The organism is Anabaena cylindrica UHCC 0172, assembly GCF_034931625.1.
GTDB lineage: Bacteria > Cyanobacteriota > Cyanobacteriia > Cyanobacteriales > Nostocaceae > Anabaena > Anabaena cylindrica_A.
This window is the reverse complement of the sequence record NZ_JAYGGY010000031.1, coordinates 25187-38948: the sequence shown is the minus strand read 5'-3', so window position 1 is coordinate 38948 and position 13762 is coordinate 25187. Positions and strand designations below refer to the sequence as shown.

Here is a 13762-nt window from a genome sequence, read left to right as displayed (position 1 = left end):
ATTTCGGAGGCTGGTTGGTGGGGTTGGTTTTTTTGGCTTTGACGACGACGGGCTGGAGGAGTGAAATGGTCTGTGTTTTCTGGTAGATACATGACTGGCTTGCCTCGATGTTTTCTGTTTGTTCATCGGGTAGCCGCTAGTTGGCATTGAACCTCTGTGGTTGTAAAAAGCTGCTGTTCGGCTTGAACGGGCTGATTTTTGGCTGCTGTTGGCGTTTCTTTCAGGAAGAAGCTTTCTTATTAACACTTTGTCACACTACAAATAATGTTGAATTGTGTTTGGCTTTGTCCAAGTGTTGTACAGCGGGTTCAGAACCTATTCGCAGATTTTTACTATCTCGGTTTGATGATTAAATGCCTAATTGTTGGTAAACAGGAGACTCATGGACTAGAATGAGATCAAAATATTTATAATATTTTTTGGTTATTTTGTGGACGAGTTGGATAGCTCGCCTGTGTTGCTGAGACGACTGGAAATCGTCTCGCGGTTTTTGGGTCTCATTCTAGGCTTTTGAGTCTTCCTGTTACCTAAACTAAGCAACTAGCGGACTACCCAGCTTTTTTTTGGAGTTGTGAAACTCCCCTAACAAAGACTGATTGATTAAATTCAGCAGATCAGTTTTTAAATCCATACACAAAATTCCTTGGTAAATGCAGTCCTTTGGTTGTAACCCTCTGAAACTGCCACAGACGTAGGCACATCTCCCTTATTTCACATCAAAAAGGGGATTTTTCCAGTCAGAGACAGTGGCATAAGTAAATATTTATAGATTATGCCATATTGGCAAGAACGGTGTTTGGAAAGTGATCAATCTTCTCCGCAGAAAAAAACCCTTATTTAGCAATGGTTCTAGCCCCAGTTTGTTACAGGATACTAGAGTTTTTGTTACAGGATACTATAATTTTTGTTCTAATGCTCAAAGCCATATACAATAAGGATTAGAAGCCTATTTTTACAACTTTTTTCTCCAGAACAAAATTTTGTTCTGGAACCAAACTAGAACAAAAACTAGTACAGCAATGTTCAATCCCAACTAGCCGCTTAAAGCTGATAGATGGAGTAAAAGTAAGCTATGAAATGCACCAAAACGGTTAAAAACGCTACCCAAATAGAGTTTCAAAAAAATTTTTCAACTTTAAATATAAGATTTTGACAAACTGGGTACACGCCTAAAGCTGTAGGTAGTTCATATTTTGATATCCAAGAGAATCCGTATATATGCTGATTGTTGCGGACTTAGTGGGCGATCGCCTCGTTCCACCAGTGAGATAAACTTTTGGGATACGTTCAATAAACTAGCTAATTTAGTCTGTGGCCAGCCTTTAGCAATCCGCGCTTCCCTCACTTGGCTGCCAGTCAATTTAATGTCTTCTGGTGTTGTCTCCTTTGTTTTAGGCTGTAATCGTTCTACTTTTGGCTTAACTTTGGATGCTATTAGCTCAGGAATAGGATGTGGAGGTTTGATGGTCAGCTTGGCATCCAGTAATTTTTGAAAGTAGCCTTTAGGCTGTTTCTGCGTGGACTCTGGTCTTAGCGATTCGGGATATGTTTCTGGGTCAAATACAATTTGCCAGTTCAGCTTGTGGAGCAAGTGCTGTAAAGCATTATCCCAGCGTTCCTTCAGCCTGAAAGCTTTCAAGCGATCGCATAAAGCTTTATCTAGTTCTGTTTTGGGCAAGGCAATTTCTATTAGCTCCTGTACCCTGTAGTTGCCATCAAGACGAACCCGGCTATCCAATGTCAAATATATAGCCAACCTTAAGGTGAGTTCTTCGTGATAAGGATCAATTTCTAAGACTTTTTGAGCTAAGTAGCCAAACTGATATAAAGCTGACCGCGATTCTGCTCCTGCTCGGTTTAAAAAGTATTTAGTCCAAGCACCTGGTTGAACAATAATCTGCACTTCATCAGGCTCTTCTATCTTCCCAGATAAATTTACCTGACCATACGGCACAATCGTGATGTTCCACATCCGACCAACAGGTGTACTAGCATTTATACCACCTTTTCTATTTCTCCCTTCTATCCATACTGTTTTAACTAACAAACAATCCAATGCAAACGCGGTTTTTGCTATTTCTAGAAGTTTTTGATGTTTGGGTAAATCAGTGCGCTTATCCCAGCCTAGTTTTTCAATTAACGCACTACCTTTAATCGTAAATAAGCTGTCCCAAGGTTTATCCTGCTCCATTGTATAAGCAGCAAATATTAAGTGTAATTTAACACTATTAAACCCAAATTTATCAATAATCTGTTGGGCTTCATGCCAAGGAAGTAATGTGACATCACCGGGGGTACTAATATAATGCTCAATATAATTTTGGGGATTACCTTTAGCTCTGTGTTGCGCCACTGCTATCCCCTCTTCATTTTTTTGCCATGACTCTTGTTTTTTAATTTGAGAATTAATGCTTGAAAGCATAAGTGCTGCTGTAGGAATCGCTTCAAATGGCTGTGATTTAAATAATGAATTTTCTTGGCTGTCTCTATAGCCTTGAAGATGGTCATTTATTAGATTATAGTAATTTTGGATGGTATTTTCATCAACTTGATATCTTGCGGAAATTATTGAAGATATCGTACTATATAATACTTCATTAAAGATGGATTCAAACAATTCAGAATTATCTGATGTTTCAGTGACAGATAATGCCGAATTAGATAGAAAATACTGATTTAATTTATCACGGATAACTTGTCTAATATTATCTTGAATTTCCAATAAAATAGGCGGAATAAGTTTCTCTAGATCATGAGAACTAGGAAGTTTTGATGGATCTTGATTCATAACATTAGATTGGTAGGCAACCCTTATCAAATATTGTTAGGAGAAAATTGCACCAAATTTTCTGATATTTTTGATTACCAACTAAATACTAATAATAGTTTGGTCAATATTCAGTATAATTTAAAGTGAGACTGAACAGGAAATTATCAGAATAACTGGTTGAATTGAAAACAGGTGATCAAAAATATAGAACTCATGTTTGATTAAAAAAAATTGCGTACACCTGAATCTACCATCTTCTTGCCTATTAAATATCCATTAATTTCAAAGCACTACTATCATTTGGTCTAGCCTTAAGATACCTGTCAGTGATAGCTAAATTGCTATGACCTAAAGTATCCTTAATCAACACCGGGTTTACCCCCCTTTCTGCTGCGTGTGAACCATGAGCATGACGCAACCAATGACAACTAACTTTATCACTCAAACCTGCTGCGGCTGCCACCACCTTAATAATGGGATGGAGATTCTGGCGTTCTAGATGTCCCCCCTTCTGACTAGAAAACACAGCATCTGTAGCCAAGGCATCCCCTTTAAATTCCATCAGTTCTGTCCACAACTTTGATTTGAGTAAAATAGTGCGCGACTTGTTACCTTTACCATTTCGCACATATACTTGCCCACTATCACCTCTAGCTTGAAGTTCCCCCCAAGTTAACTGGCAAAGCTCATGAGAGCGTAAGCCTGCCTGATACAACAATTTCACAATTAACAGATTGCGTCGAGCGATCGCTTGCCGTTTAGCAGTTTTAGCATCATCCACCATCGCTGCTGCCGCTCGTATCATCAACTTAATATCAGCCTCATCCAAATAGCGTTCATTGATTGCATCAGGTATTTCTCCCAATTTCAAAGCCATCCCCACATTAAAGGGCAAATAACCAATTTTGTGAGCAAAACTAATCAAACTTTTCACCGCCGCCAGATAAATGCGCCTAGTGCTGGCAGATTGTGTCGAAAACTGGGTGCTGTACTCCACTAAATCCTCATAAGTAATTTGGCGCAAAGGTTTCCCCAAAAACCGCAAGAAATGCTTAACATAACGCTGATAGGCACGCACCGATGACTGTGCCTTACCATCCAACCACAGAGTAATCAACTTCATTTCAGCTTGAGCCGGGGATAGTTCCGAGATAGCCTGGCGATATTGAGAAACGTGGACGAGAGAGAGAGGCATAATTTTTACACTATTATTAATAAGACATAAGAGTAGTTAAGTCTGGTTTTATGTTGTCTGATTTTTATTGTCACCCCTAATGGGTATTCCAGATCCGTCTCTCTGATTTATTAATTTGTGTAAAGTGCTGACTTACTGATGTGGTTTATTGGCTAATTGTTAAATCCAAGACACAACCTCATGCCCCGCACGGGCGAAGAGCGTACCGAGTTTGCCACCCATCAATCCCGAACCTAGAATGCCAACTCGCATACTGCTCTCCCTCGTCTATCGCTGCCAGCAAGCTTGCACCTGTTGCCTTGCTTAGTGAGCTATGGAATGCAACCAGAGAACACATTTTTCGCCGCTTAACGACCGGTCAAAAGCTCCAGCTTTTCGGGGTATCTAGCCCCTTGCACTGTGATCTTGGCGGCCGCGTCATTGATGTCACGCAGATATTCGGGCGTGAGTTCAACTGAGACTGCACCGATGTTTTCGTCCAAGCGATGCAACTTCGTAGTGCCTGGAATCGGCACAATCCAGGGCTTCTGAGCCAGCAGCCAAGCGAGCGCAATCTGAGCGGGTGTGGCCTGCTTCTTTTCTGCGATGTTACTCAGTAAATTAATCAGGGCTTGATTCGCCTTGAGAGCCTCAGTTGTGAAGCGAGGTAGGGTACTGCGGAAGTCGGAACTGTCGAATGTCGTTTTCTCATCCATCTTACCAGTGAGAAAGCCCTTACCCAGTGGGCTATAGGGGACAAAGCCAATACCGAGTTCCTCAAGGGTTGGTATCACTTCCTGCTCAGGAGTCCTCGTCCACAGTGAATACTCGCTCTGGAGAGCAGTAATCGGCTGGACGGCGTGGGCGCGACGAATCGTTTGTACTCCTGCCTCAGAGAGTCCAAAGTGCTTCACCTTACCTGCCTGAATCAGTTCCTTCACGGTTCCAGCCACATCTTCAATCGGCACATTGGGGTCAACTCGGTGCTGATAGAGTAGGTCAATTGTCTCCACTTTGAGTCGCTTGAGTGAACCCTCTACAGCTTGCTTAATATTTTCTGGTCGGCTATTCAGCCCAGGCGCACCCTTCATCCCACGCGGATCTAAATTAGGACTGATATCGAACCCGAATTTGGTGGCAATGACCACTTGCCCACGGAAGGGAGCGAGGGCTTCACCCAAAAGCTCTTCGTTTGTGAATGGGCCGTAGACCTCGGCGGTGTCAAAGAATGTAACGCCGCGATTGACAGCAGCCCGAAGCAGAGCGGTCATTTCCTGTATGTCTTTGGGTGGACCATAAGAAAAGCTCATGCCCATACAGCCAAGCCCGATTGCCGAGACTTCCAAATCACTATTTCCAAGTTTGCGTTTTTGCATTGTTTTTCTCCTTTGATGTGGAATTGATATTGATCGACGGCGAACAATCCCGCCGTTGTCAGTCATTTTCACTGCGAACGCTTCAGCAAGCACGGCGGTTGGGAATGGCAGGAAGGCGATGAGCATTAGGTGAAGGACGTTAAGCAGTAATAGCGTTCCGTCCACGCGGACGATGTGTTTGAACATGGCGTGGTGGTTGATCCAAATTGCGCCAATCACCAAGAAGCTTACTACGTAGGCGAGATAGGACGGCCAAAGCTGGAGAAGCGACGCGCCGAGCGCCGTGCCGGGTGGCGGCACTTTGATTTCGAGTACTAGAAGGGTGATTGCAATCGCGAAGACACCATCGCTGAATGCCTCCAAGCGGGTAGTATCCACACTCACCTCCTTTGCGAGCAGTTTCCAAGTTTGCGCTTTTGCATTGCTACTTCTTCAAAGCTCCGCCTCGGTTATTCAGATTTAAGGGATGCCATGTCGATCGAGAAGCGGTACTTCACATCAGACTTGAGCAGTCGCTCGTAGGCTTCGTTGACCTTCTGGATGGGGATGACTTCGACATCAGCAGTGATGTCATGTTCGCCACAAAAATCGAGCATCTCCTGGGTTTCGGCGATACCGCCGATGTTTGAGCCGGAGAGACTACGGCGACCCATAATGAGGCTGAATGCCGAGACTTCCAGAGGATTCTCAGGTGCGCCGACAAGGGTAATGTTGCCGTCTTGACGGAGCAGGTTGAGATAGGCGTTGATGTCGTGCTTGGCGGAAACGGTATCGAGGATGAAATCAAAACTCCCAGCGTGCTTCTGCATCTCGTCGGTGTTGCGGGAGACGACGACTTCATCGGCACCGAGGCGGAGCGCGTCCTCCTTTTTATTGGGCGAGGTGGTGAAGACAACAACGTGCGCTCCAAAGGCACGGGCAAACTTCACGCCCATGTGACCCAGCCCGCCAAGACCGACCACACCGACCTTCTTGCCCTCGGTGACACCCCAGTGGCGCAGGGGCGAATAAGTTGTAATCCCGGCGCAGAGGAGTGGCGCGACTCCAGCTAGATCGAGGTTGGTGGGAACACGCAGAACAAAGCGTTCATTGACAACGACGCTATCGGAGTAGCCGCCATAAGTTACTGGAGCAGTCTTGTGCTTATCTGGGGAGTTAAAGGTGAGAGTCAGATTCGGGCAGAAATTCTCAAGCCCAGCTTTGCAATTAGGACAGGTACCATCCGAATCAACCAAGCAACCGACCCCAGCGAGATCGCCGGGTTTGTACTTGGTAACTGCCGAGCCAACCTGGGTGACACGACCCACGATCTCATGGCCGGGGACAATCGGATAGACCGTGGGCATAACGCTACTCCACTCGTTACGCACCGAATGGATGTCAGAGTGGCAGATGCCGCAGAAGAGGATTTCGATCTGTACGTCGTGTTCGGTTGGATCGCGCCGCATGATCGGGGCATAAGACAGCGGTGATGTTGCACTAGCGGCGGAATAAGCTTTCGTGTTGTACATAATTAAGCTTTCGTGTTGTACATAATATTGATGCTCCTAAACTTGATGCCAGTTTGGTGTCTAGCTGGCGAGTCTCTTGCCCAATCAAAACTGAGTTTTCGATTAAATAAAAATCTAGAATACGGCTTATGTGAGTTGGAGGCTGAAAGAACGCAATCTCGTTCATAAGGCTAGGACTTGCTGCTAAAGTGAAGTCTGAAACCCTTAAAATGACTGGGGTATTTTTAACTCACATAAGGCGTAGAATGTTTACAAGAAGCAGAAATCATTTTTCATTGCTTTAGCCTCATCTTAGGCATTTTGAAGGGCAAGCAATAGGACGATCGTCTAAGATTGTTGTACAATCCTGCAAACTTAGAAATGAACTCTGCCAAAACGAGTGAAAAGTCCGATATCGATTTAATGAACGACCCGCAGACAAAGCGCGAGGTAGACAGAGCGCAAGCCTACAGAGACGAACTGAATGAGCGGATTGCACAGGCGATTCGTCATGATGGGACGATTGAGCCGCTAAAGGGATTGCATTTTAACCGCTCCTCCTCGCCTTCAGAATGCATTCATAGTGTCTCTATCCCTGCCTTTTGTGCGATCGGTCAGGGCAGCAAAGAAGTTCTTCTGGGCAGCGATCGCTATCAGTACGACCCGATGCATTATCTGCTTGCTACGGTCGAACTGCCGATTATCAGCCAAATTCTGGAAGCGTCCAAGGCGCAACCGTATTTTAGCCTTCGCCTCGATCTTGACCCCACCCTCGTTGGCTCAGTTATGGTCGAGGCAGGGTATCCCTCATCCCGCAGCCGTGCTGATGTGAAAGCGATTGATGTAAGTCTGTTGGATGTAAATTTGTTGGACGCTGTGGTGCGGCTCGTCAGGCTTCTAGATTCCCCTGCTGAAGCTCATGTTCTCGCACCACTGATTAAGCGAGAAATCATTTACCGACTCCTGAGGGGAGAGCAAGGTAATCGGCTCTGTCATATTGCAGTTCTGGGTGGCTACACTCACCACATCGCTAGAGCCGTCGAGCGACTTCGTAAAGACTTTAACGAGCCGATCAAGATTGAAAGTATCGCACGAGAGCTGGGAATGAGTGTATCGAGCTTCCACCATCATTTCAAGTCTATCACTGCGATGAGTCCCTTGCAGTTCCAGAAGCAACTGCGGCTCCAGGAAGCTCGCCGTCTGATGCTGGGGGAAAACCTTGACGCTACCAGTGCTGCCTACCGAGTGGGGTACGACGATGCCTCGCACTTCAACCGAGAGTACAAGCGGCTCTTTGGCGCACCACCAATACGGGATGTGGAGCGGCTACGAGAAGTTGCTAGGTAGACTGCTAGTTCAATAGTTAAAAATGATTTGAAAAGCAATATCTCTGCCTGACTGCTTCAACACTTGTAGATAAGCAACAGCATCATCACGTCTGCGGAATCTTGTCACAACAATATTTTCTTGATTGGGAATATCACGGACAATACACCACGGTTTTAATTGCTCAGAATAAGTCATATTCTACCTCTTAAAAATTCTGTAAAATAACCATGTTATGTGCTTTGAAATCGCCAAGATTTACCTTAAACTAAGAGGTATACGCAAAGACAGGTCAAATTGATATTGATATTTTTACCCATGTGTGTATTAGATTTATTCGACAGATATATTCAGACATAGTAATTGCCAAATTTGTTCAGGAACTTCTTCAAAATGTTCCAATAAAAAGTCCATGAACGCCAAATGCCGTAAATCATTAAGCTGAGGATAGCGTCTAAATTTACCTTGTTTAAACCAACCTCTGACCGTAGAATCAGAACGACAGCATATTAAGGCAATTTGTTCATAACTCACATCCCATTTGGCATAAAATTCTTCTGGTTTCATACCAAATTCCCAGTGACTGTAGAGTAAAATTAGATGAATTTCTCTTGCCCCTAAAATCCGGGGATTAGACATTAATACACCTCAAATAAATAGGTGAAACTTTGAAATCATTTCTTCTATCAGTTATTTGTCAGTTACAGAGTTTATAGACACACAAATAAAACCCTAGTACAACACGGCGTAAATAAACCAACCATTCTCAATCGCCAAACAGCCTATACTGTCTTAGTTTTGACTTTTGACTTCCGCAGGGCGGTACTAGTCAGCGGGGTTTAAACTCTTGATTCACTATAAATCTGCGTAAGCAGATACAGCAGATTTCAGGTTGCAGGAAGTACAAATGATTGGTTTCTATTTCTCTCCTGCTGCCTATTTGTATCAACCTGAAAGTGAATCGGTATACTTCGCAAGGCCACAATTTGAGCTTTTGCTTAAAGGGGGTATATTGATGTAAAAACGCAAGTTATGACCGTCTCAAGTATATAAACCCCGTCCATTTTGAAAGAGAGAAGTTTTTAAAGAGAGTATATTATTTGGTCGTGGCTTGAGTTCGAGCTATTACTCTAATTAATTCCAAAAAACTATGGTTTTCAACGTAGACGCGGTTTGGTTCTGTGCGGTAGTTCACCAGCTATCAGCTACACTAATATCCACTACTACAGGCACAGGGTTAAGAAACTTAAGAGCCGCAGCAACCATACATCTGTGTAGCATCCGGCTCACTCGCTCAACCTCATTCTCTGGACATTCCAGGATAATTTCATCATGAACAACGCAGATCAATTTTGCATTAGTCTGAGCTAAAGGCTTAACCAGCTTTACCATCGCCAACTTATTAATATCTGCATTCAACCCTTGCACAGGATGATTGAGCATTTCTGCTAATCTGGGTTTATCAGCCCATCTCCGTCTTCTTCCAGCTAAAGTCCGACTTTCTTTAACACCCCGCAAATATGCCTGCTTAATCGTTTCGTGCCACTTAGTCACACCAGAATAAGCATCAAAAAACCGCTTTCTAAAAGCCTTCGCCTGCTCCAGTGTCATTGTCACACCATACTTAGTTTCAGCATAAATGCGAAGTTTAGCAGCCCCCATACCGTAAATCAGTCCAAAATTAATTGCTTTAGCCAGTCTGCGGTCTTCTTCACTGACCTCCGTGATCCGCTTACCAGTTACCAAAGCTGCTGTGAGTTTGTGTAAATCAGCACCTTGACGGTAGGCTTGCCCCATTTTGGCATCACCACTCAGACGCGCCACAATTCTTAATTCGATTTGCGAATAATCTGCTGCTAAAATTTGGTAGCCAGGTGCGGCAATAAAGCAATTTCTAGCCGCCGCATGACGGGGAATGGTTTGTAATGGTGGGTGACGACAGGAAAATCTCCCAGACCTTGCTCCTAGTTGATAGTAATTGGGGTGAATTCTCCCAGTTTTGGGGTGAATGTGTTTAGGTAAACTATCAGTAAAAGTGGCAGTAATTTTGGCAAGGTGGCGATAGTCTAAAAGAGCTTTAATAATAGGATATTGATTAACCAAAGGGACTAAATCTTTTTGGTTAGTTGATTGTATGGCAATACCCATAGTCTGGAGAGCAGCTAACACTTGTTGGGGTGAATTAGGATTAACAGTATCCGTTAATTCTGGTAACAGTGATAGTTGAGATTTACCAGCAAGACGCAGTTGTTTTAGATGTTGAAGTGCATTTACTTTATCAGCTTCTAAAGAAGCACCCAGCGTTTGCCATCTGGACAAGTCAAACAACATTCCATTGAGTTCCATTTGGGCGACAACAGGTAGACAATGAAATTCCAGTTGGGCAATTTTTAGCAATTTCGCCTGTGTTAATTTCTTGACTAAAATTGGGTAAAGGTCAAGTAAAATAGCAGCATCTGTAGCAGCATATTGTAATTGTTCTGGAGTTAGTTGTTGATGCCAATTGCTAGTTTGTAAGGTTTTATCTAGTTGTATATGTAACAGTTTACGAGCTACATTTTCTAAAGATGCACTGGTTTTAATTCCCGCATTCACAACTTGGTAAGCAAGTTGAGTATCGAAGAAACATCCAGAAGGTTGAAGTCCAGCTTGAGTGAGAAATTGCCATTCAAATTTGGCATTATGAGCGATTTTCACAGCAGAGTTGCAGAAGAGTTTTTTGAGTAGTAAACGATAAGTTTCAGTGCGAGCGCCTCTGGTGCAGTGTAGCTGATTACTTTTGGTATTGTGTTCTGCGCTATCGCGCACAGATATAGCTGGTAAATCAATTAGTACAACTGGGTAATTAGGTGCAGCTATTTGAATTAATCTAATTGTGTCAGTTAAAGGGTCGAGTCCTGTTGTTTCACAATCTAAGGCTAAAATTTCTGCATGAAACAAAGGTTTGATAATGCTTTTGAGAGTGGGAATATCTTTGACTAAAATGTATTCTGGAGAGTAATTCATAGTGATGATAATTGGGCTTTTAAGCCATAAGTATTATAGCGGTATGCACTTGAATGAGATACAGAATCTACAGTAAAAGCCATACGGTAAGAGACTCTTAACTCCTGACTCGGTGACTCCTGCTATAGTTGGTATTCTTTGATAAGAATAATTAAATTAATTCGTAATTAAGTTTTGCACCGGGGATTTAGAACACGATACAAAACTTGTTGCATTTAAAAGCAGGGTAATTCAACCTTTAAACTTTGTAAAAGAGAGGTTTATATGTAATATCCCTCTCCTTATAACTTGATTCAATTAACTAATTTGACGCTGACCTTTACTTGTTTGGACAACCTGATGATGCTGGATATGCTGTTGAGAATTATTAATGGCAGTAGGAGCTAATTCTTGAATAATTGGTTTGACAATTTCTGGGGCAATTTCTAAGCGATTTTTAATTTGTGCTTGTAACCAAGCTAAAGGAACGCTTTTACCATTGACTGTTTGTTTGATAATTAGGTCAGATTTGGTTTTTGAAACTTTTTTAATGGCACTGGCAATTTTTCTGGCTGTGCGTAAATCAATTTTGTCTATGTTAATAGTAACTGAATTGTTGAGTTCAAGTTCTGGTTGTAAAGAAGTGCTATCATTTGATTGATTGCCATTGTCATTTTCAAAAGTCGTAGAAATACTAAATGTGGTTTCACGCGTGGTTAAATCATCATGCTCAGGAATATTTGATTGATTACCATTATTATGTTCAAAGTTGCTAGAAATATTGAATTTATTCTGGTTATCAATCTTGGTTAAATCATCATGCTCATGGATATTTGATTGATTACAATTGTTATGTTCAACATTTGCAAAACTATTAACAACAGAATTATCATTAGCAGATAGATGACAATTTTCCTGTTCAACATTAAGATTGCTATTTGTGGTATCAATAGGTTCAATGTTTGATTGCTCAGATATTTTGTGAGTGGTATAATATTCGACATTAAGAGCGACTTGATGCCATAAATGCACTAATCCCACTATGAAATCAACAAGCATAACAATGATAGAGAATGCTGTAATTACCAGGATGAGATAATTTAAACTTTCTTGAACTGATTGAATATTCATGGTAACTAAATTGAGATTTGATTATCAAAAACAATGAAGCAATAGCTTCCATTTCACTTGCTTTCAATCAACACGATTCAATGAAACTTAGAACATGACAATGGTTAGAGCAAATGTATCCTCAGTCTCGAACTTCTAGTTTTAAACTGAGGATTTTTGGTAACTTTAAAACAAATCCATTTGTACAGATGAATTGGAGGAAGATTCAGGAGGAGGAGTATTTTCAATTGAGTCTATCTTAGACTTAGAATTAACACGACGTTTCCCCCATCCTTCTTGTGCTGCGTGTTTAACTATGCTGCGGCGAATTGACTGACTAATATCGTGAAAATCGTTCTTTACCTGCTGAAAATGAATGATGGATTTATTGCTAGTATCACTCGTAGTACCATCAATAAATTCATAAAAACTCTGGCAATCTTTTGGTAATTTATTGTATTTAGTTAAAACTTCATTGCCTACCCAAAGATAAAGGTCAGCGTAATCTCGATGTAAAGGTGCTTCGTAACTTGCAGGCATCATGTAAGTGAGAACTTCTGTAGCTGTGGCATATTCACCAACTTGATTTTGTTCATACTCATTGCAAATTAGTTCTAACCTGTCTTGAATACAAGCAAATTTCAACCATTGAGGAATTGTATCACTCCAAGAATTGCCGTAAATCACTAATGGACCTGCCAGATAGCGAATATGGTGTATAGAAAATTCGGCTATTTCTAATAAAGTTGCTAACAATTCTTTAGGGGTATTTAAACTAGCGAGAATTTGCAGCATTTTCAAAGTGTTGTCTGGCAGTTTAGCATTTTTACGATTATTAATTTCTGCTATTACTTCTGGTGGAATCAAGTTGATTTGTGCCATTTGTCTTCTCGATATGAGCGCATCACCCAAAATAGCCAATAGGCTAAGACATAATTAGCCAATCGGTTAGTGCTGTTAATCAACCAATTTTTTATGCTGGTATTAATACAGTTTTTCAGGTCATACCAATGAATCAAGAACCCGCATTAAATCAAAATTCTGAGGATGAAAATAATAGTCAGGTTAAATCTCCTAACGGTTATCAGTCGCATGGTTATAGCCTTGAGGAATCAAGTTATGAGGATCAAAATAATCCCTGGACAACAGACAGATTTGAAGATGGCTATCAAGAAAATGTTTTTGAAATTAACTTTGGCGATACACCCTATACTGAATCAGCAGCTAATCCCAATCCAAAATTACCAGGATATGGATCTGGTTACAAGTCTAAGAAAAGTCAGCAGTCAACATCCCCAGAATTAGAGTTGTAAATCGTAATAATTCAGGAATCAGGAATGCGATTTATAAATCATATTTTCATTGATATGTACACCCCAAAGTGAAACAAACACGGACTCAGTACTATTCGATTAAGCCTTTTTTTGGCATTATAGACGACGATATTTCAAGGGGTTTAGTCTACTTTATTTCCTTAACCGATTCGTATTGAATCTAGACTTGATTCAAGAAAATACTTGATTGATTGGGG

At 41.8% G+C, this 13762-nt stretch carries 11 protein-coding genes and 1 pseudogene; 2 read left to right on the top strand and 10 right to left on the bottom strand.

Going from position 1 to position 13762, the window contains the following annotated elements; all coding sequences use genetic code 11:
• Nucleotides 1-1186: 1186 nt before the first annotated feature.
• The 5 genes and pseudogenes from VB713_RS10255 to VB713_RS10240 all read right to left on the bottom strand — a co-directional run bounded on the left by VB713_RS10255 (nt 1187) and on the right by VB713_RS10240 (nt 6831).
• Complete coding sequence (locus VB713_RS10255) at nt 1187-2788, bottom strand: helix-turn-helix domain-containing protein (protein WP_323311457.1); 1602 nt, start codon at nt 2786-2788, stop codon at nt 1187-1189.
• 247 nt (nt 2789-3035) lie between these two features.
• The gene (locus tag VB713_RS10250; protein WP_323311456.1) at nt 3036-3965 is read right to left on the bottom strand and encodes a tyrosine-type recombinase/integrase; all 930 of its coding nucleotides are present in this window, start codon (nt 3963-3965) and stop codon (nt 3036-3038) included.
• Between the two features lie 347 nt (nt 3966-4312).
• Nucleotides 4313-5320, bottom strand: coding sequence for an aldo/keto reductase (locus VB713_RS10245; RefSeq protein ID WP_416242432.1), 1008 nt, complete (start codon nt 5318-5320; stop codon nt 4313-4315).
• Nucleotides 5321-5437: 117 nt separating this feature from the next.
• A pseudogene (locus VB713_RS28240) lies at nt 5438-5698 on the bottom strand (TMEM175 family protein); the annotation flags it as partial.
• Between the two features lie 71 nt (nt 5699-5769).
• The gene (locus tag VB713_RS10240; RefSeq protein WP_323311454.1) at nt 5770-6831 is read right to left on the bottom strand and encodes an NAD(P)-dependent alcohol dehydrogenase; all 1062 of its coding nucleotides are present in this window, start codon (nt 6829-6831) and stop codon (nt 5770-5772) included.
• A gap of 360 nt (nt 6832-7191) precedes the next feature.
• On the opposite strand from VB713_RS10240, the gene VB713_RS10235 reads away from it, so the two are divergent.
• On the top strand, nt 7192-8157 hold the full coding sequence (locus VB713_RS10235; protein WP_323311453.1) for an AraC family transcriptional regulator: 966 nt from the start codon (nt 7192-7194) through the stop codon (nt 8155-8157).
• 9 nt (nt 8158-8166) lie between these two features.
• On the opposite strand, the gene VB713_RS10230 is transcribed toward VB713_RS10235, so the two are convergent.
• The 5 genes from VB713_RS10230 to VB713_RS10210 all read right to left on the bottom strand — a co-directional run bounded on the left by VB713_RS10230 (nt 8167) and on the right by VB713_RS10210 (nt 13113).
• Nucleotides 8167-8334, bottom strand: a complete 168-nt coding sequence (locus VB713_RS10230; protein WP_323311452.1) for a hypothetical protein — start codon at nt 8332-8334, stop codon at nt 8167-8169.
• A 135-nt stretch (nt 8335-8469) separates the two neighbouring features.
• Complete coding sequence (locus VB713_RS10225; protein ID WP_323311451.1) at nt 8470-8775, bottom strand: hypothetical protein; 306 nt, start codon at nt 8773-8775, stop codon at nt 8470-8472.
• Nucleotides 8776-9327: 552 nt separating this feature from the next.
• A complete protein-coding gene (locus VB713_RS10220; protein ID WP_323311450.1) occupies nt 9328-11142 on the bottom strand; it encodes a bifunctional 3'-5' exonuclease/DNA polymerase in 1815 nt (604 codons plus the stop codon).
• A 297-nt stretch (nt 11143-11439) separates the two neighbouring features.
• A complete protein-coding gene (locus VB713_RS10215; protein ID WP_323311449.1) occupies nt 11440-12252 on the bottom strand; it encodes a hypothetical protein in 813 nt (270 codons plus the stop codon).
• Nucleotides 12253-12417: 165 nt separating this feature from the next.
• The gene (locus VB713_RS10210; protein WP_323311448.1) at nt 12418-13113 is read right to left on the bottom strand and encodes a hypothetical protein; all 696 of its coding nucleotides are present in this window, start codon (nt 13111-13113) and stop codon (nt 12418-12420) included.
• Between the two features lie 128 nt (nt 13114-13241).
• Here VB713_RS10210 and VB713_RS10205 point away from each other — a divergent pair, with 128 nt between their 5' ends.
• Entirely contained in the window at nt 13242-13544 is a 303-nt protein-coding gene (locus tag VB713_RS10205; protein ID WP_323311447.1) for a hypothetical protein, read from the top strand.
• Nucleotides 13545-13762 lie beyond the last annotated feature (218 nt).